Origin of the sequence: Herbiconiux sp. (assembly GCF_023264855.1) — a bacterium.
Lineage (GTDB): Bacteria > Actinomycetota > Actinomycetes > Actinomycetales > Microbacteriaceae > Herbiconiux.
In genome coordinates, this window is the sequence record NZ_JAHFUW010000004.1 from 113,687 (window position 1) to 134,725 (window position 21,039).

Annotated in this window: 19 protein-coding genes; 9 read left to right on the forward strand and 10 right to left on the reverse strand. The window is 68.9% G+C overall.

All coding sequences use genetic code 11. From position 1 onward, the window contains the following. Nucleotides 1-39: 39 nt before the first annotated feature. From Q0D75_RS02990 to Q0D75_RS03010, 5 genes are all read right to left on the reverse strand, one after another. A complete protein-coding gene (locus Q0D75_RS02990) occupies nt 40-1,440 on the reverse strand; it encodes an NtaA/DmoA family FMN-dependent monooxygenase (protein ID WP_291049197.1) in 1,401 nt (466 codons plus the stop codon). A 7-nt stretch (nt 1,441-1,447) separates the two neighbouring features. Beyond that, entirely contained in the window at nt 1,448-2,518 is a 1,071-nt protein-coding gene (locus tag Q0D75_RS02995; RefSeq protein WP_291049199.1) for an ABC transporter substrate-binding protein, read from the reverse strand. Between the two features lie 65 nt (nt 2,519-2,583). Next, entirely contained in the window at nt 2,584-3,492 is a 909-nt protein-coding gene (locus Q0D75_RS03000; RefSeq protein ID WP_291049201.1) for an ABC transporter permease subunit, read from the reverse strand. After that, the gene (locus Q0D75_RS03005; protein ID WP_291049204.1) at nt 3,489-4,283 is read right to left on the reverse strand and encodes an ABC transporter permease subunit; all 795 of its coding nucleotides are present in this window, start codon (nt 4,281-4,283) and stop codon (nt 3,489-3,491) included. The genes Q0D75_RS03000 and Q0D75_RS03005 overlap by 4 nt, the downstream gene beginning before the upstream one ends. Beyond that, nucleotides 4,280-5,083 carry an ABC transporter ATP-binding protein gene (locus Q0D75_RS03010; RefSeq protein WP_291049206.1) on the reverse strand — a complete coding sequence of 268 codons (804 nt, stop codon included), beginning with the start codon at nt 5,081-5,083 and terminating at the stop codon, nt 4,280-4,282. Before Q0D75_RS03010 ends, Q0D75_RS03005 begins: the two co-directional genes overlap by 4 nt. A gap of 158 nt (nt 5,084-5,241) precedes the next feature. Between Q0D75_RS03010 and Q0D75_RS03015 the strand changes: the two genes are divergently transcribed. The 3 genes from Q0D75_RS03015 to Q0D75_RS03025 all read left to right on the forward strand — a co-directional run bounded on the left by Q0D75_RS03015 (nt 5,242) and on the right by Q0D75_RS03025 (nt 8,730). Further along, nucleotides 5,242-5,823, forward strand: a complete 582-nt coding sequence (locus Q0D75_RS03015; protein ID WP_291049209.1) for a TetR/AcrR family transcriptional regulator — start codon at nt 5,242-5,244, stop codon at nt 5,821-5,823. Between the two features lie 135 nt (nt 5,824-5,958). After that, nucleotides 5,959-7,317, forward strand: a complete 1,359-nt coding sequence (locus Q0D75_RS03020) for an NtaA/DmoA family FMN-dependent monooxygenase (RefSeq protein WP_291049212.1) — start codon at nt 5,959-5,961, stop codon at nt 7,315-7,317. Between the two features lie 48 nt (nt 7,318-7,365). Continuing rightward, nucleotides 7,366-8,730, forward strand: coding sequence for an NtaA/DmoA family FMN-dependent monooxygenase (locus Q0D75_RS03025; RefSeq protein ID WP_291049214.1), 1,365 nt, complete (start codon nt 7,366-7,368; stop codon nt 8,728-8,730). A gap of 67 nt (nt 8,731-8,797) precedes the next feature. Here Q0D75_RS03025 and Q0D75_RS03030 read toward each other — a convergent pair whose 3' ends face one another. The 4 genes from Q0D75_RS03030 to Q0D75_RS03045 form a co-directional block, all read right to left on the reverse strand. After that, complete coding sequence (locus Q0D75_RS03030) at nt 8,798-9,040, reverse strand: hypothetical protein (protein WP_291049216.1); 243 nt, start codon at nt 9,038-9,040, stop codon at nt 8,798-8,800. A 2-nt stretch (nt 9,041-9,042) separates the two neighbouring features. Continuing rightward, the gene (locus Q0D75_RS03035) at nt 9,043-9,498 is read right to left on the reverse strand and encodes a GNAT family N-acetyltransferase (RefSeq protein WP_291049218.1); all 456 of its coding nucleotides are present in this window, start codon (nt 9,496-9,498) and stop codon (nt 9,043-9,045) included. Between the two features lie 14 nt (nt 9,499-9,512). After that, nucleotides 9,513-12,143, reverse strand: coding sequence for a valine--tRNA ligase (valS, locus tag Q0D75_RS03040; RefSeq protein WP_291049220.1), 2,631 nt, complete (start codon nt 12,141-12,143; stop codon nt 9,513-9,515). 132 nt (nt 12,144-12,275) lie between these two features. Continuing rightward, nucleotides 12,276-14,120, reverse strand: coding sequence for a phosphoenolpyruvate carboxykinase (GTP) (locus tag Q0D75_RS03045; protein ID WP_291049223.1), 1,845 nt, complete (start codon nt 14,118-14,120; stop codon nt 12,276-12,278). Between the two features lie 112 nt (nt 14,121-14,232). On the opposite strand from Q0D75_RS03045, the gene Q0D75_RS03050 reads away from it, so the two are divergent. Further along, nucleotides 14,233-15,675, forward strand: coding sequence for a helix-turn-helix transcriptional regulator (locus tag Q0D75_RS03050; protein ID WP_291049226.1), 1,443 nt, complete (start codon nt 14,233-14,235; stop codon nt 15,673-15,675). Between the two features lie 212 nt (nt 15,676-15,887). Here Q0D75_RS03050 and Q0D75_RS03055 read toward each other — a convergent pair whose 3' ends face one another. Beyond that, nucleotides 15,888-16,922, reverse strand: coding sequence for a phosphatase domain-containing protein (locus tag Q0D75_RS03055; RefSeq protein ID WP_291049229.1), 1,035 nt, complete (start codon nt 16,920-16,922; stop codon nt 15,888-15,890). Nucleotides 16,923-17,034: 112 nt separating this feature from the next. Here Q0D75_RS03055 and Q0D75_RS03060 point away from each other — a divergent pair, with 112 nt between their 5' ends. The 5 genes from Q0D75_RS03060 (at nt 17,035) to Q0D75_RS03080 (ending at nt 21,019) form a co-directional block, all read left to right on the forward strand. Continuing rightward, nucleotides 17,035-17,670 (forward strand): TetR/AcrR family transcriptional regulator, encoded by a 636-nt coding sequence (locus tag Q0D75_RS03060; protein WP_291049231.1) that lies wholly within the window; start codon nt 17,035-17,037, stop codon nt 17,668-17,670. Between the two features lie 160 nt (nt 17,671-17,830). Further along, nucleotides 17,831-18,643, forward strand: a complete 813-nt coding sequence (locus Q0D75_RS03065) for an ATP-binding cassette domain-containing protein (protein WP_291049233.1) — start codon at nt 17,831-17,833, stop codon at nt 18,641-18,643. Beyond that, nucleotides 18,640-19,344, forward strand: coding sequence for an ABC transporter permease (locus Q0D75_RS03070; protein ID WP_291049236.1), 705 nt, complete (start codon nt 18,640-18,642; stop codon nt 19,342-19,344). Before Q0D75_RS03065 ends, Q0D75_RS03070 begins: the two co-directional genes overlap by 4 nt. Beyond that, the gene (locus tag Q0D75_RS03075) at nt 19,341-20,087 is read left to right on the forward strand and encodes an ABC transporter permease (RefSeq protein ID WP_291049239.1); all 747 of its coding nucleotides are present in this window, start codon (nt 19,341-19,343) and stop codon (nt 20,085-20,087) included. Before Q0D75_RS03070 ends, Q0D75_RS03075 begins: the two co-directional genes overlap by 4 nt. After that, the gene (locus Q0D75_RS03080) at nt 20,084-21,019 is read left to right on the forward strand and encodes an ABC transporter substrate-binding protein (RefSeq protein WP_291049242.1); all 936 of its coding nucleotides are present in this window, start codon (nt 20,084-20,086) and stop codon (nt 21,017-21,019) included. The genes Q0D75_RS03075 and Q0D75_RS03080 overlap by 4 nt, the downstream gene beginning before the upstream one ends. Nucleotides 21,020-21,039: the final 20 nt, after the last annotated feature.

The window sequence follows — 21,039 nt, forward strand, 5'->3', positions numbered from 1 at the left end:
TGCCATCCAGCCGGGCGAATGGCTCGAGCGCATGTCCGATCAGACTGTCAGACCTACTGCGCGGGGCACGGAGGCCGGGTGCTCCGGCGCGAGGTGCGGGCCCCTGCCGAGCAGGCGCTCGCGCAGGGTGCCGCCCTCGGGCGCCGGGTCGAGGCGGCCCCTCCGGCGCAGTTCGGGCAGCACGAGGTCGATCACGTCGCGCATCGAGGCGGTGTTGAACACGGCCTCGAGCATGAAGCCGTCGAGGTCCGTCGCATCCATCATGCGCTCGAGCTCGTCGGCCACCTCCACGGGGTCGCCCGTGATGGCGAAGCCCCGCGTGCCGCGCCCCTTGAGGTCGTCGAGGATCTCCCGCACCGTCGGTGCGCTGCCGTCGGGGCGGGAGTAGAAGCGCTCGATGTTGCTCACGCCCATCTGGCCCGCCAGGCCGTCGTCGGGCAGCTGCTGCTTCAGCGGCAGGTCGGGGTCGAACTCCATCAGGTTCAGCCCGGTGTTGCCCGAGTAGTAGTGCGCGGCGAGCTCGTCGGTCTGCAACTGCTCGAACTCGGCCCGCAGCCGGTGCGCCTCCTCGCTCGTCGCCGCCGTGACGATGGTCACCCCCACGATCAGCTTGATGTCGTGCGGGTCGCGCCCGAGCTCGGCGGCGCGCCGGCGGATGTCGGCCACGCTCGCCGCGGTCTGCTCGTACGTGGTGCCCTGGATGAACACGCCCTCGGCGTGCCTCGCCGCGAAGGCACGCCCCGCTTCCGAGGTGCCCGCCTGGAAGAGCACGGGGGAGCGCTGGGGCGACGGCGGCTGGGTGTGGTATCCCCGCGAGCGGTAGTACTCGCCCTCGTGCTCGACGAGGTGGATCTTGTCCGGATCGGCGAAGACGCCGCCCTCGCGATCGAGCACCACCGCGTCGTCGTCGTTGCCGCCTTCCCAGAATTTCAGCGCCACCTCGACGTACTCGGCAGCCGCCTCGTAGCGTTTGTCGTGCGGCACCATCTCCGACTGGCCGAGCATCTTCGACATCGTGTTCTGCGACGCGCCGGTGACGATGTTCCAGCCGATCCGGCCCTTCGTGACGTGGTCGAGCGTGGAGTACTTGCGCACGGTGTGCAGCGGATGATCCGACCCGGTCGTGGTGGTGACCACGAAACCCAGCCGCTCGGTGGCGGCGGCGAGGGCGGGGATGAGGTACGCCCCGTCGAGGCTGAACATCATCCCCGCCCGCACCAGCACGTCGGACAGTTCGCCCTTCAGCGACGCGTAGCCGAACGATCCGCCGGCGAAGAAGAGCAGGTCGAACCCTGCGTCGTCGAGCATCTTCGCCATGTCGATCCAGTACTCGATGTCGCGGAAGTCGCCGTTCTGGCTCCGCGGATGAGCCCAGCTCGTGGTGCCCCCGATCTGCTGCGTGCCCGCCTCGAACACGCCGAGGATCATCCGCTTCGCCACGGCCGCGCTACTTCGCTTCGATCTCGTCGAGCAGGCTCAGGTCGACCGCCTCGTCCACGGGCGGCAGGTCCGTGATCCCGGAGGCCTCCAGGGCCGGGTACATCTCGGTCTCGAGCCGGTCGAGATCCATGTACAGCAAGCCGTGCTCGTCGGTGGCGGGGCTCTCCATCAGCTTCGCGAAGGCCTCGCCGGAGAGGGTCTGCTGCTCGAGGTCGAGGCCGAGGTCGGCTCCGAAGTCGTTGACGGCGAGCTCGGCGCCGCTGGTGGGGTCGGCCAAAAAGTCCTGCCAGCCCTTCACCGACGCGCGCAGGAACTTCACGTAGGCATCCCGGTTCTCGTCGATCTTGTCGTCTTTCGCGAAGATGGAGGACGCGTACCCCGGGGCGCCCAGTTCTCCCGAGAGCGTGCAGCCGAAGTCGACGTCGGGCTTCAGGCCGAACGTCAGCTCCATCGTGATGGGCTGGTTGGTGGCGTAGGCGGTGTACACGTCGCCGTCGCCGTTCACGAGCGGCGCCGGGTCGAAGCCGGTCGGCAGGATGGTGACGGCGTCGAGCGGGATGTCGTTGAGCGTGAGGACCTGTTCGACGGTGGCCTCGCTCTGGGCCAGGATCGTCTTGCCGACCAGGTCGTCGGCCGTCTCGATCGGATCGTCCTTGAGCCAGAGGAAGCAGCCGGGGTTGTCCTGGAAGACCGAGCCGATGATCGAGAAGTCGTCGTCGGCCATGGCGGCGAAGGCGCTCGACATGCCGGCGGTGATCCCGGCGTCGGCGGCGTCGGCCGCCACCTGCGACTCGGCGGTGGGGGCATCCGGGCCGCCCGGCAGCCATTCGACGTCGAGCCCCTCGTCTTCGTAGTAACCGTTCTCGGCGGCCAGCCAGAATCCGCCGTACTCCACGTTGGAGATCCATGACATCGCCACGGAGAAGGGGATGGGATCGGCCGCGGCGCCATCCGTCGACTCGGCGCCCGAACTGCTGGTGCTGCAGCCGGCCAGCAGCAGGGCGGCGGCCGCCACGGATGCGCCGGCGGAGAGCGCGCGCACGCGCCTGGTGCGGGTGGGGGAGGTGCGAGGAACCATGGCTGTGTCTCTCTTTCGTGTGAGGAACTCTTCGATGGTGGTGCGGGGGTGTGGGATACCGGGTGTCAGGTGACGCGGTCGACGACCTTGCGCTCCGCGGTGCGGGCGAGGCCGAAGCAGATGACGGAGAGGGCGGTGGCGATGAGCGCCGAGGCCCACTGCCGCTGGTAGATGAGGCGGTCGCCCGAGGACTGGAGCAGGTCTCCGAGCCCGACGCCCGACAGCAGGTACTCGGCCAACAGCACGCCGAGGATGGCGATCGGCGCGCTCAGCCGCAGCGCCAGCATGATGCTCGGGACGGCCGCCGGCAGGTGCAGCCGCCACACCCGGGAACGCAGGCCAGAGCCCAGCACCGCGAAGAGATCGCGGCTGGACTGCGGCACCGACGACATGCCCGAGATGGTGAGCGAGAACGCCGGGAAGAACACCAGGATCACCACGATCACCACGACGGTGCCCGATCCGTAGCCGAACAACCGGGCGAGGATCGGGATCATCGCCGTCACCGGCACCACCCGCAGGATGAGGGCGCTGGGGGTGAGCAGCCCCGAGACGAGCGGCGACATCCACACCAGCACACCCATCACGACGCCCACGAGCATGCCGAGGATCAAGCCGCCGATGGCGAACAGCGCCGTCCACACCACGGGCCAGACGTAGACGTCCGGATGCAGCACGATGTCGCCCGCGACGTCGAGGGGGGAGGGGGCGACGGCCCGGCTGTAGCCGTTGACCAGCAGCCAGGTGGGCCAGGCGATCAGCAGCAGGATGATCGGCCAGTAGCGCAGGAGGACGGCTGTCAGGAATCGGCCGACCAGCACGAAGGGGGTGGAGCGCGTGACTGCCGGAGTTGAGGGGGTGATGGATGCCGCGTCCCGCAGCGGCGAGGCGGCCGCCTGGTCGGCGGCATCCGTGCCGTGCGCCTGGATGGGTGCGTCGGCTGCGGCTGCGGCTCCGGTGTCGATGCGGGTCATGCGAACCTCCTGGCGATCGCGCGCTGGGCGACGACGGCGGCCCCGTAGAGCACGAGTGAGCACAGCACCGACAGCACAGCGGCTGCCCACAGAAGGTCGATGCGATAGTTCTGCATCGCGCTGATGAACAGCACGCCGAGACCGCGCCTGGCGCCGAACCACTCGCCGATCGTGGCACCGAGGATCATCGCGGGCGCGGCCAGCGCCAGCCCGTCGAAGAGCTTCGGCAGAGCGGCCGGCACGTCCACGAGTCGCAGGCGTGTGCCGCGCCGGGCGCCGAGCACCGCGAGCAGGTCGTGGTAGGGCCGCGCCGCCGTGGCGAGGCCGGAGCTCATCGAGATGTAGATGATGAAGGTGGTGGAAAGGGCCACCACCAGCACGGGCGTGCCCTCTCGGCCGAGGATGAGGATGAGGAACGGCGCCAGCGCCACGGCCGGCACGGCGTCGATCACGGCGGCGAAGCGGTCGAGCCCCGGTGCCAGCACGGGAACGAGCGAGGCGAGCAGGGCGAATCCGACACCCGCTGCGATGCCGATCAGGCCGCCGACGGCCGCCTCCGTCACCGTCGTGCTGAGCGCATTGCCGAGCAGGGTGTGGTTGGCCGGGTCGGCCAGGAATGCGAACACGCTGGTGAGCGGGGGCCAGGTCGTGCCGAGCAGTCCGAACTGCCCGATCAGTTCGGCGATCAGCAGCAGCACCGCGACCCCGACGAGACCGTACAGCGCCGTTCGCAGGCCCGGCCGCATCCCCGCCCGCGCCGCGGACTGCGTGCCCGGCCGTACCGCCGTCATGCGTCCTTCGTCGCGTCGAGCAGGCCGGTGAGCCGGTCGACGATGTCGTGGAACTCGGGTGTTCTGGTCAGTTCGCTGTGCTCGCGCAGCGGCAGGTCGATGTCCTCGATGTGCCGCACCCGGCCGGGTCGCCCCGTCATCACCACCACCCGGTCGGCCAGCAGCACCGCCTCGTCCACGTCGTGCGTGACCAGCAGCGTGGTGATGCGCAGCTCGGCCCAGATACGCCCGAGCTCCCGGTTCATCCGGCGCCGCGTGACCGCGTCGAGCGCGCCGAACGGCTCGTCCAGCAGCAGCACCTCCGGCTCCAGCACGAGCGCGCGGGCGATCGAGGCCCGCTGGCGCATGCCGCCGGAGAGCTGCTTGGGCCGGGCGTCCTCGAATCCCACAAGCCCCACGAGCTCGATCAGGTCCTGGATGTGAGCACCGTCGATCTTGCGGCCGGCGACGCTGTAGGGCAGCGCGATGTTCTGGCGCACCGTCAGCCACGGCAGGAGGGAGTGCTCCTGGAAGGCCACCCCGAGCCGGTGCGCGCGGGACAGCGCCTGCGGCGACGCTCCACCCACCGACACGGAGCCCGAGGTGGGCTCCTCCAGTCCGGCCACGATGCGCAGGACCGTGGACTTGCCGCAGCCCGAGGGCCCGAGCAGGGCCACGAACTCGCCGTTCGCGATGTCGAGGGAGATGCCGTCGAGGGCCGCGAGAGCCGCTCCGCGCTTGAGCGGATAGGTCTTCGCCACGTCGAGGAGGGCGATGTCGCGCGAGGGCACCGATGTGGCTTGCTGAAGTACCGGACTCACGAGCTCCTGCTTTCCCCGCACCGCCCCGGCGGTCGCGACTGCATTGCGTCAGTGGATGAACTGGTTGTTTCACAATAGGAGTGATTTGTTACCGCGGCATTACGGTCGCTTTTCTGTCTGGCACCACCTTGCCGAGGGGCGTGCGCTAACCTTTCCGCATGGTCACGCCGCACTCCCGGGAACGCCGGCGTCTGCTGGCACTGGTCGGCGACCACATCGTCGACCACGGCGTGAACAACGTCAGCCTGAGTTCGCTGGCGCGCACCGTCGGTTCGAACAACCGGATGCTGCTCTACTACTTCGGGTCGAAGGAGGAGCTGCTCGACGAGGCCTCGCTGGCGGCGCTGGAGCGCTTTCCCGGCATCCACCACCTGATGGGCGAGCTCGACGACGACGGGCCCGCCGATGTGCTGCTCGAGCGCGCGTGGACGCGGATCGCCGACAAACGCAACCGCCCGTTCCTGCAGCTCTTCTTCGAACTGTTCACCCTGCACATGCGCCATTCCGAGCGCAACGACGAATACTTCCGGCGGATCGCGAATCAGTGGCCGGAAGGCGTGGCGCGGCTGCTCGTGCGTGAGGGCTTCGACCCGCAGACTGCCGAGGAGTGCTCGGTGGCCGTCGTCGCCCTCTGGCGCGGACTGCAGATCTCGCTGCTCGCCGGGGCCGATCCCGATGAACTCCGGGTGGCCCATCAGCGCGCCCTGGCCTCGATCCTGGCGCCCGTCAGCACCCGCTGAGCGGGGGAGTCCGGCTGCGTCACGATCGTAATGCGGGCGTGATGCGGCCGAAACATCCGTCGGTTAGTTTGTGAATCGTTCAGTTCAATTTGAGCTTCATGACCGAGTTCCACCGACGCGAATCGAGGCGAACGGATGCCGGCTCCCTGGACGATCGGGATGTTCCAGACCGCGGGCCTGATGGGGGCCTGGCAGCTGGCGGAGAACACCTCGACGGACTTCCTCGACCTGCAGCACTGGGTCGACATGGCGCGATCGCTGGATGCCGCGGGTGTGGACTTCCTGTTCTTCGCCGACGATTACGGCTACCCCCTCGTCGACGGGCGGCTGCCCGATCAGGCCCTGCGGGGCGGCATCTCGTTCCCGCGCGCCGATCCGATGGTCATCCTGCCCGCGCTGGCCGCGGTGACCGAGCGGCTCGGCCTCGTGGTGACCCTGTCGACGACCGTCGAACGGCCACCGGTGGTCGCCCGCAAGCTCGCGACGCTCGACCACCTGACGAAAGGCCGGATCGGCTGGAACATCGTCACCGGCGCCGGCCAGAACGCGTCGGCCCGGCTGTTCGGCGAGCCCCTGATCCCGCACGACGAGCGCTACGCGGTCGCCGACGACCACGTGGCCCTCACGCTGAAGCTGTGGGAGGACTGCTGGGACGAAGGCGGCCTCGTCGTCGACCGCGCGAACAACCTCCTCGCCGACCCCGAGCGCGTGCGGGAGATCGCTCACGACGGCCCGCACTTCCGGGCCGAGGGCATCCTCACCACTCCTCCCGGGCCGCAGCGCACGCCGGCCCTGTTCCAGGCCGGAGCCTCGGCGCCCGGGCGGGAGCTCGCGGCCAAGTACGCGGAGGGTGTGTTCATCGCGGCGGAGGTCCCGGCCATGCGCGCGCAGATCGCCGACATCCGCCGCCGAGCCGAGGCGAACGGGCGTGACCCCTTCTCGATCAGATGCCTCATCGCCGGCACATTCGTCGTGGCCGAGACCGAGAACGAGGCCTGGGCGCTGCGCCGGCGCGCCGAGAGCGTGCGCACTCTGGCGGATGCGGCAGTGCAATATGCCTTCTTCACCGGTCTCGACCTGTCGCAGATGGACCCTGACAAGCCTCTCGACCCGCGCGCAGCGCTCACCGAGACGGGGCGCACGAATGTGGAGCGCTTCCTGGGGCCGGATGCTCCGACCGTGCGTGAGATCCTCGAGGAGTTCCAGAGCAACAGCGTGATGGGGTCGCCGCTGATCGGCGACCCGATGCAGATCGTCGACCAGGCCGAAGCCGTGATGGCCACCACCGGCGCGGACGGGTTCCTCGTGCAGCCCGACGCCTTCGGTACCTTCGACGGCTTCGTGAACCTGATCCTGCCCGAGATGCGGCGGCGCGGGCTGGTGCAGGAGGCCGTGGCCGGGTCGACCCTGCGCGAACGGCTCACGGGGCATCCGCACCTCGCCGCCGACCACCCCGGCGCGGCCCGCCGCTCGGCGAGCGCCGTGCCCGCCTGACCCGACCGCGCATCCGACGAACCGACACACGAGACAGGAGAAGGCCCCATGACCAAGAAACTGGCGATCGGGATGTTCCAGGGCGGCGGAGTGCGCCAGACGTGGAAGGTGGCCGGGCGGGAGGACGAGCCGAACTTCACCGACCTCGACTACTGGCTCGATCTCGCCCGCACGTGCGAGGCCGCGGGCGTCGACTTCCTGTTCTTCGCCGACTCCTACGGCTACCCCACGCTGAACGAGTCGGTGATCCCCACCGCTGTCGAACGCAACGTGCAGTTCTCCACCGTCGATCCGCACACCCTCATCTCGGCGCTCGCCGCGGTCACGACGAAGCTCGGGCTGGTGACCACGACGTCCACGATGGTGGAGTCGCCGCCCGCGCTCACCCGGCAATACCGTTCGCTCGACCATTTCTCGAAGGGCCGGATGGGCTGGAACGTCGTGACCGGTTCGGCGCAGGCCGCCTCGGCGCTGCTGTTCGGCGAGCCGCTGATGCCGCACGACGACCGCTACGCGAAGGCGGCGGAGCACGTCGACCTGTCGCTGAAGTTCTGGGAGGGCTGCTGGGAGCCGGATGCCCTGGTGCGCGACGGGGCGGCGGGAATCTGGGCCGACACCTCGAAGGTGCACGAGATCGAGCACGAGGGCACCTACTTCCGCTCGAAGGGCGTGCTGGTGACGCCGCCGAGCCCGCAGGTGACGCCGGTGCTGTTCCAGGCGGGCGCCTCGGCGCCGGGCCGCGAACTGGCGGCGCGCTACGCGGAGGCGGTGTTCCTGGCTGCCGAGGCCAAGGCGCTCGCCGCGCAGATCGCCGACATCCGACGCCTGTCCGTGCAGTTCGGGCGCGGGGAGGACGCGGTGAAGTGCCTGATCGCCGGCACCTTCCGCGTGGCCGACAGCATGGAGGATGCGCAGGCGCAGCATCAGGCGGTGATCGACCGGATCACCGACGAGCACGCCGCCACCCTCTACGCCTACTTCACCGGTATCGACCTGCTCGCGCTCGACCCCGACAAGCCCATTCCGATGAGCGCCGCCGGCGGCGACAACGGGCGCACCAACATCGAGCGCTTCCTGGGGCCGGATGCGCCGACGGTGCGCGAGGTGCTCGAGGAGTTCCGGGCGAACGGCGTGATGGGCAAGCCCTTCCTGGGCACGCCCGAGCAGATCGTCGACCAGGCGGAGGCGATGATCGCCGACACGGGCGCCGACGGCTTCCTCGTGCAGCCCGAGTTCGACGGCGGCCACGACCAGTTCTTCGCCCGGGTGATGCCCGAGATGCGCCGCCGCGGCCTGCTGAAGGACGAGCTGACCGGATCGACGCTGCGCGAGCACCTGTTCGGCGAGGGAAAGGTGCTGCTTCCCGACACGCACCCCGGGGCGGCGTACCGGGTCGAGTCGGCGCTGGTCTGATTCACTGCCGGCCTGATTCGCTGCCGGCCTGAGCGGGAAGGCCCCCGCAGGCCGGCTGCGGGCCGGGTCAGGAGCCGGGGGTTACCACCGCGGCATCCGCATCGGGGTCGTACTCGATGACGGTCTCGTCGTCGAGCTCGACGACGGGCTTGCCCTCGAGCCAGGTGAGCGTCCAGCTCCACTCGCCGGCGGCGGCCACGCCCTGCTCGGCGAGTTCGCCCTCGACCTCGTAGATCGCGTCGATCACGGGCTGGGGGAGTCGCGAGGGCGGCTCGTCACCCACGAGCCAGCGGGTTCCCAATTGGATCATCGTCAGAGCGCCTTGTCGTAGGTGACCCACTTGGTCTTCTCGGCCACCTGGTCGTAGAGCGCGCGGGCCGTCTCGTTGTCTTTCGCGGTGATCCAGCGCAGCACACTGGCCTTGCGGGTGCGGCCGACGGCGGCCACGCCCTCGATCAGCGCCGTGGCGATGCCCTGCTTGCGCTTCTCGGGCAGCACGAACAGGTCGTCGAGGTAGATCCCCCGGGTGCCGTCCAGCGGCCGGGCGAACTCACGGAAGTGCGCGAGCCCCACGATCTGCTGCTCGTCACCCTCGCCCTCCAGCGCCACGAGGCACTCGAGCTCGTTCGCGTCGTCGATGATCCAGCTCCAGACGAGCACGGCCTTCTCGTCGTGCAGCGGCTTCTCGTAGAACTCGCCGTACCCGGTGTACACCGCGTGCCACGGGAAGAACTCCCCGTGCTCGATCGGCCTGACCTGAATCGGCATCGTCGCCTCCTGGCTCATGCTGTGCCCTCCTGGGTGTTCTCGTCGGGCGCTAGAACTATATCGCCGATGGTGAGTTCGGACGCCTCGCCGAAGCCGAGCTCCGCGATGCGTCCGACGGCCTTGAGGTCGGCCGAGGCGAGCTCCAGCAGAGCCACCTCCGCGGCCGGGCCGGTGATGGTGGCGGATGCCACCGGGGTCTTCTGCGAAGCCTTCGCGTCGGTCTTGGCGCGGCGGATGCTCACCAGGGCGCGCGAGGCCAACGGCAGCAGGCCGGCGTGGCCGGGCAGGTCGGCGGAGACGCCCGAGGGCAGCGCCGACGCCACCGAGGCGGGCCATGCGGCGGTGTGCACCGACTCGTCGTGGCTCCACGACCACACCTCTTCGGTGGCGAACGGCAGGAACGGCGCGAACAGCCGCAGCAGCACGTCGATCGCAGTCTGCAGCGCGAGCACGGCCGAGGCCTTGCCGGCCGCATCCGAGGAGTCGCGGTAGGCGCGCTCCTTCACCAGCTCGAGGTAGTCGTCGCAGAAGGTCCAGAAGAAGGTCTCCGTGGTCTCCAGCGCGCGGGCGTGGTCGTAGTTCTGCAGGGCCTTGGTGGCCGTGCGGATGACCTCGTCGAGCTCGGTGAGCATGCTGAGATCCAGCGGCTCGGTGATCGAGGAGTGTCCCGAGGGCAGCTCGAAGCCGTACACGAACTTCGCCGCGTTCAGGATCTTGATCGCGAGGCGACGGCCGATCTTGATCTGCGTCGGGTTCTTCTCGTCGAAGGCCGCGTCGGTGCCGAGCCGGGACGATGCCGCCCAGTACCGCACCGCGTCCGAGCCGTGCGTGGCCAGGATGTCGGCCGGCGTCACCACGTTGCCCTTCGACTTCGACATCTTCTTGCGGTCGGGGTCGACGATGAAGCCGGAGAGCGCCGCGTGCTTCCACGGCTTCTCATTCGTCTCCAGGGTCGAGCGCAGCATGGTGCTGAACAGCCAGGTGCGGATGATGTCCTGCCCCTGGGGGCGCAGGTCGAACGGGAAGACCGTGTTCCACAGCTCCTCGTCGCGCTGCCAGCCGCCGGCCAGCTGCGGGGTGAGCGAGGAGGTGGCCCAGGTGTCCATCACGTCGACCTCGCCCTGGAAGCCGCCGGGCACCCCGCGCTGGTCGTCGGAGTAGCCGGGTGCAGCATCCGACGACGGGTCGACCGGCAGGATGTCGGGGGTCGCCACGATCGGCTCGTCGAACACCGGGTTGCCGTCGCCGTCGAGCGGGTACCACACCGGCAGCGGCACGCCGAAGAAGCGCTGGCGCGAGATCAGCCAGTCGCCCGTGAGACCGCCGACCCAGTTCTCGTAGCGCACCTTCATGAACTCCGGATGCCACTCCAGCTCGCCGCCGAGCTCGATCAGGCGCGCCCGCAGATCTTCGTCGCGCGCGCCGTTGGTGATGTACCACTGACGGGTGGAGACGATCTCGAGCGGGCGGTCGCCCTTCTCGAAGAACTTCACGGGGTGCGTGATGGGCTTGGGGTCGCCGATCAGGGCGCCGGACTCGCGCAGCAGCTCCACCACGGCCTGCTTGGCCGAGAACACCGTCTTGCCGGCGAGCTGCGCGTACGCGGCCCGGCCCTCCTCGGAGGCGATCGCATCCGGGGCCTCGCTGATGATGCGGCCGTCGAAGCCGATGATCGCGCGGTTGGGCAGGTCGAGGTCGCGCCACCAGATCACGTCGTTGAGGTCGCCGAAGGTGCAGATCATGGCGATGCCCGAGCCTTTGTCGGCCTGAGCCAGGTGGTGCGCCACGACGGGAACCTCCACACCGAACACGGGGGTGGTGACGGTGGTGCCGAACAGCGCCTTGTAGCGCTCGTCGTCCGGATGCGCCACCAGCGCCACACAGGCCGGCAGCAGCTCGGGGCGGGTCGTCTCGATGAACACGGGCTCACCGTCGGCCTTGGTGAAGGCGAGGCGGTGGTAGGCGCCCGGCTGCTCCTTGTCTTCGAGTTCGGCCTGGGCCACCGCGGTGCGGAAGGTGACATCCCACAGCGTGGGCGCCATGGCCTGATAGGCCTCGCCGCGCTCGACGTTGCGCACGAAGGCGAGCTGCGAGGCGGCCTGCGCCTCGCGCGAGATGGTGCGGTAGGTCTGGGTCCAGTCGACGGAGAGGCCGAGGTCGCGCCAGAGCGACTCGAACTGCTTCTCGTCTTCGACGGTCAGCACCTCGCAGAGCTCGATGAAGTTGCGGCGCGAGATGGGGATCTGGTCGGCGGCCTTCGACGACTTGTTGTCACCGCCCTGGAAGGGTGGCGTGAAGTCGGGGTCGTAGGGGAGCGTGGGGTCGCAGCGCACGCCGTAGTAGTTCTGCACCCGGCGCTCGGTGGGCAGGCCGTTGTCGTCCCAGCCGATCGGGTAGAACACCTGCTTGCCGGCCATCCGCTGGAAACGGGCCACGACATCCGTGTGCGTGTAGGAGAACACGTGGCCGATGTGCAGCGAGCCGGAGGCGGTGGGCGGCGGGGTGTCGATCGAGTAGACGCAGTCGCGCCCGCCTTGCACAGCATCGGCGCGGTTGAAGAGGTAGGTACCGCGGGAGGACCACTCGGCGTCCCACTTGGTCTCGAGACCCTCGAGAGCGGGTTTGTCGGGCACGTTGGCGGACATGGTGGAGCCTCCTGGCGATATAGACGGCACCGTGTCAGATGGAGAGGTGCCTCACTGTGGTTCTCTCAAGAATACCGAATGGCCGCTGTCCCGGGGGCAGCGGCCATTCGGCGGTGGTTCTGCGAGAGAAGGTCAGCGGATGTTGGCCTTCAGGGAGGCGAGCTGGCGGCGGAGCTCGGTGGGTACGGCGTGGCCCTCTTCGGTGGAGAGCTCGTCGAAGTAGCGCTCGACCTCGTCGACCTCGCGCTTCCAGGCGGCGCGGTCGACCGAGAGGATGCCCTGCAGCTGCTCGTAGCTGAGGTCGAGTCCGTCGACGTTGAAGTCGCGCACCTTCGGCAGCTTGCCGATCGGGGCGTCGACCACGTCGACGGAACCCTCGAGACGGCGCACGATCCACTCGATCACGCGCGAGTTCTCGCTGAAGCCGGGCCAGATGAACTTCCCGTCCTCGTCTTTACGGAACCAGTTCACCGAGAACACGGGAGGAGCATCCGTTCCCAGCTGCTCGCCGATCTCCAGCCAGTGCGCGAAGTAGTCGGTGATGTTGTAGCCGCAGAACGGCAGCATCGCGAAGGGGTCGTGGCGCAGGCGCCCCACGGCGCCCTCGGCGGCCGCGGTGGTCTCGGAGGCCATCGTGGCGCCCATGAACACGCCGTGGTTCCAGTCGCGGGCCTGCGACACCAGCGGAACGGTCGAGGGGCGGCGGCCGCCGAACAGGATGGCGTCGATCACCACGCCCTCGGGCGAATCCCAGTCCTCGGCGATCGAGGGGCACTGGTCGGCGGTCACCGTGAAGCGCGAGTTGGGGTGCGCGGCCGGGGTGGCCGAATCGGGCGTCCAGTCGTTGCCCTGCCAGTCGATCAGGTGCGCCGGAGCCTTGGGGGTGAGACCCTCCCACCACACGTCTCCGTCGTCGCGCAGGGCGACGTTGGTGAAGATCGAGTTGCCCCAGACGGTGTCGACGGCGGTGGGGTTGGTGGTGATGCCGGTGCCGGGGGCCACGCCGAAGAAGCCGCGCTCGGGGTTGATGGCGCGCAGCTTGCCGTCGGGGCCGGGGCGCATCCAGGCGATGTCGTCGCCGATGGTCTCGACCTTCCAGCCGGGAACGCTCGGGTTCAGCATGGCGAGGTTGGTCTTGCCGCAGGCGCTCGGGAAGGCGGCGGCCACGTGGTAGACCTTGCCCTCCGGGCTCGTGATCTTGATGATCAGCATGTGCTCGGCGAGCCAGCCCTCGTCGCGGGCCATCACGCTCGCGATGCGCAGCGCGAAGCACTTCTTGCCGAGCAGGGCGTTTCCGCCGTAGCCGGATCCGAACGACCAGATCTCGCGGGTCTCGGGGAAGTGGCTGATGTACTTCTCGGGGTTGTGCGGCCAGGCCACGTCGGCCGTGCGGGTGCCGTCTTCGGCGATCAGCGGCGCGCCCACCGAGTGCAGCGCGGGCACCCAGGCGGTCTCCGGCTCGATCAGGTTCAGCGCCGCCTCGCCCATGCGAGTCATCAGCTGCATGCTCACGACCACGTAGGGGGAGTCGGTGACCTGCACGCCGAGCTGGGAGATCGGGCCGCCGAGCGGGCCCATCGAGAAGGGCACCACGTACATGGTGCGGCCGCGCATGCTGCCGGCGAACAGCTTCGTCAGCTCTTCGCGCATGGCGAAGGGGTTGCGCCAGTTGTTGGTGGGGCCGGCGTCGGCCTCGTTCTCGGAGCAGATGAAGGTGCGGTCCTCGACGCGCGCCACATCGGCCGGGTCGCTGCGGGCCAGGAAGCTGTTGGGTCGCCACTCCGGATTGAGCCGGATGAGCGTGCCCTGCTCGACCATCATCTTGGTCAGGTCGTCCCACTCGCGCGTCGATCCGTCGCACCAGACGATCGAGTCGGGCTTGGTGAGCAGCGCGACGTCGCGCACCCACTCATTCACATCGTGGTTCTTGCTCGGGCCGTCGACTCCGACCATGCTGCTGGTTTCGAGGATGCTCATCGCGCAGACCTTTTCTGTCAATTGTGTGGCGGTTCTTCCACTATGTAGAGTGCGAGGGCGCGATTCGGCATAATTGCGTGAAAAGATTCGCCGATCTTTACAGGAGACGAAATTGGCCGAGGGCAGTGACCTGATCACGCTGGGGCGACGCATCCGGCACCACCGAAAAGAGAAGGGCTACACGCTCGATCAGCTCGGGGCGCGGGTGGGTGTCGTGGGTTCACAGCTCTCGCTGATCGAGAACGGGCGGCGCGAGCCGAAGCTCTCGCTGCTGCAGTCGCTGTCGGTGGCGCTGGACGTGCCGGTGGCCGAGCTGCTGAGCGACGAGGCTCCGGATGCGCGCACCGCGCTGGAGATCGAGCTCTCGAAGGCGCAGAGCAGCCCGCTCTACGGATCGCTGGGTCTGCCGCTCGTGCCCGCCTCGCGCAACCTGCCGCTGGAGACCCTGGAATCGCTGGTCGGGCTGCACCGCGAGTTGCGCCGACGTGCCACGGAGTCGATCGCGACGCCCGAGGAGGCGCGGCGGGCGAACACCGAGAACCGGATGGCGATGCGGGCGAAGAACAACTACCTGCCCGACCTGGAGAAGCTCGCCGAGGAGACGCTCGCCACGGTGGGACACACCTCGGGCGCGCTCACGCACCGCAGTGTGTCGCTGCTGGCCGAGAACCTGGGTTTCACGCTGATCTACGTCGACAACCTGCCGCACTCCGCGCGATCCGTCACCGACCTGGAGAACGGGCGCATCTACCTGCCGCCGGCCTCCATCCCGGGCGGGCACGGGCTGCGGTCGATGGCGCTGCAGGCGATGGCGCACCGGCTGCTCGGCCACCAGCCGCCGCAGAGCTACGCCGAGTTCTTGCAGCAGCGGCTCGAGATCAACTACTTCGCGGCTGCCTGTCTCATGCCGCAGACGGCATCCGTCGCCTTCCTGCGGGCGGCGAAGCAGCGCAAAGACCTCTCGGTCGAAGACTTCCGGGATGCGTTCGGCGTCACCCACGAAGCGGCGGCGCTGCGGATGACCAACCTCGGCACCGCGCACCTGGACATGCCCGTGCACTTCATCCGGGTGGGGGAGGACGGCGCCATCTACAAGGCCTACGAGAACGACGACCTACCGCTGCCGGTCGATGTGACCGGTGCCGTGGAGGGGCAGCTGGTGTGCCGCAAGTGGGCGGCGCGCGGGGCGCTCGGCCGCACCAACCGCACCACCGAGTTCTACCAGTACACCGACACGCCGGCCGGCACCTACTGGTGCGCCACCCAGACGGGGAAGACGGATGCGGGGGAGTTCTCGATCACGTTCGGCGTGCCGTTCTCCGAGGCGAAGTGGTTCCGCGGCCGCGACACGCAGGGGCGGGTGCAGTCCACCTGCCCCGACGAGAGCTGCTGCCGCCGCCCCGACTCCTCGCTCGCCGAGCGCTGGTCGGACGCCGCCTGGCCCTCGGCCAAGCTGCACGCCCACATCCTGTCACCCCTGCCCTCGGGCAAGTTCCCGGGAGTCGACGAGAACGAGGTGTATCAGTTCCTGGAGTCCCACGCGGAAACTGTTTAGCTGTGCTTGTTGCCGGTCGCGCCGGGCTTCGCTCGGCGTGACCGGGCTTCGCCGGTCCCTGCCCGGCGCAGCGCGACATGTGAGCGCGCGGTCGCCGGGCGCGGGCTTCGCTCGCACCCGTCGGCCACACGCTCACCTTGGGTAAACGAGTACGGCCTGTTGCGTGGGGCGCCCTGGTGTGGTGCTTGGTGCTGACACTGCGAGTACCGCGGTCAACCCAGCGCACTCAGCTGTTGGGCCAGACCCGCGCCGTCGGGCGAATACACGCGGGGGACTTCTGTGGGGGTCTCTTCGCTCTTGGCGCGGCCGCCGGCGAGGACGGCTTCGCTGGGGGAGAGCTGGCGGATGGCGATCGCGCGCACGTTGTCGGGGTGTTCGAGCGCGAACTCGCTGTAGATCTCCTCGTCGTGCTGGCCGTCGTCGCCGATCAGCACCCAGCGGATGCCGGGGAACTCGGCGGCCAGACGGCGCAGGTTCTTCTCCTTGTGCTCGCGGCCGTTGCGGAAGAAGCGGTCGTGCGTGGGGCCCCAGTCGGTGAGCAGCAGGGGGCCGCGCGGGTACAGGTTGCGGCCGAGGAACCGGGTGAGCGTGGGAGCCACGTTCCAGGCGCCGGTGGAGAGGTAGATGAACGGGGCACCTGGATGGTCCTCCATCAGCCGCTCGAGGAACACCGCCATCCCCGGGGTGGGGGTGCGCGCGTGCACGTCGAGCACGAAGGTGTTCCAGAACGCCAGGAACGGCCGGGGGAGGGCCGTCACCATGACCGTGTCGTCGATGTCGCAGACCACGCCGAACGAGGTCTCGGGCGCCACGATGTAGACGGGCGCCTGCACCGCATCCGAGTCGAGGGTGCGCATGGTGATGGTGTGCCAGCCGGGTTCGAGCTCGACATCGACATCGGTGTCGACGACGCCGCCGCGATCGGCGAAGACGGTGCGCACGATGCCCTCGACCTCGATGGTGACCTCCACGTCGCCCACCGGCACGCTGGTGAAGCTGCGCCAACCGCGCACCCGCTCCTCGCGGCGCTGCTGCTTGCGGGCGCCGCGCGATCCGGCTTTCGGTTCCTTGGTGAGCAGCACGCGGCCGAGCACCCGGATGCGTGAGGTCGACCCGTATCCGGCGTACGGAATCACGGTCGGCTGGTGCCCGCGACGCCGCGCCCACGATTCCCGGAAGTCGTGGATCGCGTCGTCGATTCGTGCGGCACGGTGCAGCCGGGGTGCCGCGGCGGAGTCAGAAGGCACGCTTCTAGTGTGTCACGCCTTGCAGTTTCGAGGATCGGGCGCGCCCTTGCGACACTTTCTCACCTTGGCGCAACTAGACTTGCAGCGGGAAACGGGAAGGAACGGGCGGAATTTGTCATTCAACGACCTGGTGAGCGGTGCGCTCACAACTACGGGAAGCGTCCGCAACGAGCCGGTGCAGGCGCGCAGCAGTGAGCGCATCGGCGCGCTGCTCGATGCTGCGTCGGCAGTCGTCGCCGAAGTCGGCATCGAACGTCTGACCACCGCCATGGTGGCCGAGCGCGCCGGCGCATCGATCGGCACGGTCTACCGCTACTTCCCCGACCGCATCGCCGTGCTGGGCGCCATGAGCCTGCGCAGCTTCGAGCGCTTCCTCCGCGCGAGCGTCGAGAAGCTCGAGTCCGCCAAGCCCACGACCCTCGACGCCGCCTTCGGCTGCCTGATCGACGCCACCGTCGAGCTGCACCGCACGGAGCCCGGCTTCACCTCCATCCGTCTGAGCGACCAGATCGCGCTTCCCGAGGTCGACGGCGGCACGGCCGCGGCCGCCCGGGTCTCCGGTCCGCTGGCCGCGGCGCTGGTCGCCGAGCTCGGCATCACCGACGACGGCACCCTGGCCGAGCGGCTCGACATCGCGCTCACCGTGGCCGACGCCCTGCTCGTGCGCGCCTTCATCGCCGACCCCAAGGGCGATGCGGCGGCGATCGCCGCCTGCCGCGCGGTCGTGAGCGGCTACCTGGCCTCCTGAGCCGGCGATGCGGCACCCGATTGCGCTTCTGCGCGTCGGCGATGTCGGTGGTGCGTGGCAGTGTGACATTGTCTGACGCCAGGGGTTTGCGTTTCCCCGGTTAGATGTTTGGGTTGTTCTGAGGACCGCGCCCGGTGGTCCGCCGACGATTGGGCCCCGCATGATCGAGTTCCGTTCGGTGACGAAGCAGTTCCCCGACGGGACGGTGGCGGTGGAGGGGTTCGATCTCGTCGTCCCACCGCGCAAGACCACGGTGTTCGTCGGCTCCTCGGGGTGCGGCAAGACGACGCTCTTGCGCATGATCAACCGGATGATCGACCCCACGTCGGGCAGCATCCTGATCGACGGCGAAGACACCAGCACGCTGGCCCCCGTGAAGCTGCGCCGCCGGATCGGCTACGTCATGCAGAACTCGGGTCTGCTGCCGCACCGCAAGGTGATCGACAACGTGGCCACCGTGCCCGTGCTGAACGGCGTCGCCAAGAAGGAGGCGCGTGAGCACGCGCTCGAACTGCTCGACACCGTGGGCCTCGACCGCTCACTCGCCGAGAAGTACCCGCGCCAGCTCTCCGGCGGCCAGCAGCAGCGCGTGGGTGTGGCGCGCGGGCTGGCGGCCGATCCGAACATCCTGCTGATGGACGAGCCGTTCGGCGCCGTCGACCCGATCGTGCGCGCCGAGCTGCAGCAGGAGACCATCCGGCTGCAAGAAGGCCTCGGCAAGACCGTGGTGTTCGTCACGCACGACATCGACGAGGCATTCCTGCTCGGGCACCAGGTCGTGATCCTGCAGAAGGGCGGCCACATCGCCCAGGTCGGCACGCCGGCCGAGATCCTCGCGAACCCGGTGAACGACTTCGTGGCGAGCTTCGTGGGCGCCGATCGCGGCAAGCGGATGCTGCGCATCCAGCGGGTGGGCGACCGCGACGTGGTGGTCGACGAGCACGGCACCCCGACGGGAGTCCTGCAGTCGTGAACTGGGTGGGCAACAACCTCGACCTGGTGTGGGAGCTGATGCTCGCGCACATCTCGTTGTGCATCCCGCCGATCATCATCGGCTTCCTCATCTCCATCCCGATCGGCTGGGTGGCGAACCGCTACCGCATCTCGCGCGGCACCATCCTGGTGGTGCTCGGCCTGCTCTACACGATCCCGTCGCTGCCGCTGTTCATCTTCATGCCACTCATCCTCGGCACCCCGCAGCTCTCGTCGGTCAACGTGGTCGTCGCGCTCACCATCTACGCGGTCGCCCTGATGGTGCGCACGGCGACGGATGGCCTCGGCTCGGTCGACAAAGACATCCTGCAGGCGGCCTCGGCCATGGGCTACTCCGGCTGGCAGCGCTTCTGGCGCGTCGAACTGCCGCTCGCCGGCCCCGTGCTCCTCTCGGGCCTGCGCGTGGTGTCGGCGAGCACGGTGAGCCTGGCGACGATCGGCTCGGTGATCGGGGTGACCAGCCTCGGATACCTGTTCGTGAACGGGCTGCAACGCTCGATCCCGGCTGAGGTGATCACCGGAATCATCGCCGTCTTGATCATCGCGATCGTGTTCGACCTGGTGCTCGTGCTGATCGGGCGGCTGGTGCTGCCGTGGAGCCGGGCCGACCGGGTGAAGCGCAGCCGCACCCGTGAGGTCGAGCGCGCGCGCACGGCCGTGCTGACGGGGGCGGGCCAGTGAACATCGTCGCCGAGGCCTTCGCCTGGATCCTCGACCCCGCCAACATCGGCGGGCCCACCGGATGGCTCGCCCGCCTGCTCGAGCAGCTCGCCTACACCTTCGGTGCGGTCGCGATCGCCGCCGTGATCGCGGTGCCGCTCGGATACCTCGTCGGCCACACCGGGCGGGGCCGCGACATCGCGGTCGCGCTCTCGGGGAGCTTCCGCGCGCTGCCGAGCCTGGGCGTCATCATCCTGCTCGCGCTCGGCCTCGGGATAGGCTTCCGCGCGCCGCTGCTCACCTTCGTCATCCTCGCCATCCCGCCGATCCTCGCGGGCGCCTATGCGGGCTTCGAGGCGGTCGACCGCAAGACCATCGATGCCGCCCGCGCCGTGGGGATGACCGAGTGGCAGGTGGTGACCAAGGTCGAGATCCCGCTCGGTCTGCCCCTCCTGATCGGCGGCATCCGCTCGAGCGTCCTTCAGGTCGTGGCCACCGCCACCCTGGCCGCCTACGTCTCCGGTGGGGCGCTCGGGGCGTTCATCTTCCAGGCCTTCGCCACCAAGAACTACCCGCTCGCGCTCGGCGCCTCGATCCTGGTGACCGCGCTCGCTCTGGTGCTGGAGGGAATCTTCGCCCTCCTGCAGAAGTTGGTGGTTCCACGCGGTGTCGTCGCGAAAGAACTCAAAGACCCCCGTACGCGGTCATCCCGACCGCGCGCGGTGATGGGAAATCCCATCCAAGAAGGGAAGACAATCACATGATCACAGCAATCAAGAAAGGCCGGCTCGTCGCAGGGCTAGTCGTGGTCAGCGCGGCGGTCGCGCTGGCAGGGTGTGCGTCGAGCGATCCGCTGGACACCTCATCCACATCGGGTTCATCGGATGCCGCATCCGGCACCGTCGTCATCGGATCGCAGGCGTACTACTCCAACGAGATCATCGCGGAGATCTACGCCCAGGCGCTCGAGGCCAACGACATCGACGTGACGCGCCAGTTCAACATCGGCCAGCGCGACGCCTACCTGCCCGCTCTGGAGAGCGGCGAGGTGCAGCTGTTCCCGGAGTACTCCGGCAACCTGCTGCAGTACTACGACCCCGAGACCACGGCGAAGACCAGCGACGACGTCTACGCGGCGCTCGCGGATGCGCTGCCCGAAGGACTCGAGGTGCTCGACCAGTCGTCCGCGACCGACCAGGACTCCTACAACGTCACCAAGGAGTTCTCGGAGGCCAACAAGGTCACCAGTCTCGCCGACCTCAAGAACGTCACCACGCCCATCACCCTGGGCGGCAACTCCGAGCTGCAGACGCGGCCGTACGGTCCCGACGGGCTGCTGTCGACCTACGGCGTGACCGTGGGCTTCACCCCGATCGAGGACTCGGGCGGACCGCTGACCATCTCGGCGCTGAAGGACAACACCGTGCAGATGGTCAACATCTACTCGGCCGACCCGAACATCAAGACCTCCGGTCTGGTGACCCTCGAAGACCCCGACGGCCTGTTCCTGGCCTCGAACGTCGTGCCCCTGATCAACACGGATGCGGCGACCCCCGAGGTCACCGAGGTCATCAACAAGGTCAGCGCGGCCCTCACCGCCGCCGACCTCGTCGACCTCAACTCGCAGAGCGTGAACGACCAGGAGTCGGCCGACACGATCGCGAAGACCTGGCTGGAGAAGGTCGCCCTGTTCTAACTGGCTGGAGAAGGTCGCCC

Bases quoted from the DNA above. Each gene is read 5' to 3' on its own strand.
- Q0D75_RS02995 (WP_291049199.1), bottom strand. From the start codon at position 2,518: ATGGTTCCTCGCACCTCCCCCACCCGCACCAGGCGCGTGCGCGCGCTC.
- Q0D75_RS03000 (WP_291049201.1), bottom strand. From the start codon at position 3,492: ATGACCCGCATCGACACCGGAGCCGCAGCCGCAGCCGACGCACCCATC.
- Q0D75_RS03005 (WP_291049204.1), bottom strand. From the start codon at position 4,283: ATGACGGCGGTACGGCCGGGCACGCAGTCCGCGGCGCGGGCGGGGATG.
- Q0D75_RS03015 (WP_291049209.1), top strand. From the start codon at position 5,242: ATGGTCACGCCGCACTCCCGGGAACGCCGGCGTCTGCTGGCACTGGTC.
- Q0D75_RS03020 (WP_291049212.1), top strand. From the start codon at position 5,959: ATGCCGGCTCCCTGGACGATCGGGATGTTCCAGACCGCGGGCCTGATG.
- Q0D75_RS03025 (WP_291049214.1), top strand. From the start codon at position 7,366: ATGACCAAGAAACTGGCGATCGGGATGTTCCAGGGCGGCGGAGTGCGC.
- Q0D75_RS03030 (WP_291049216.1), bottom strand. From the start codon at position 9,040: ATGATCCAATTGGGAACCCGCTGGCTCGTGGGTGACGAGCCGCCCTCG.
- Q0D75_RS03035 (WP_291049218.1), bottom strand. From the start codon at position 9,498: ATGCCGATTCAGGTCAGGCCGATCGAGCACGGGGAGTTCTTCCCGTGG.
- valS (WP_291049220.1), bottom strand. From the start codon at position 12,143: ATGTCCGCCAACGTGCCCGACAAACCCGCTCTCGAGGGTCTCGAGACC.
- Q0D75_RS03045 (WP_291049223.1), bottom strand. From the start codon at position 14,120: ATGAGCATCCTCGAAACCAGCAGCATGGTCGGAGTCGACGGCCCGAGC.
- Q0D75_RS03065 (WP_291049233.1), top strand. From the start codon at position 17,831: ATGATCGAGTTCCGTTCGGTGACGAAGCAGTTCCCCGACGGGACGGTG.
- Q0D75_RS03080 (WP_291049242.1), top strand. From the start codon at position 20,084: ATGATCACAGCAATCAAGAAAGGCCGGCTCGTCGCAGGGCTAGTCGTG.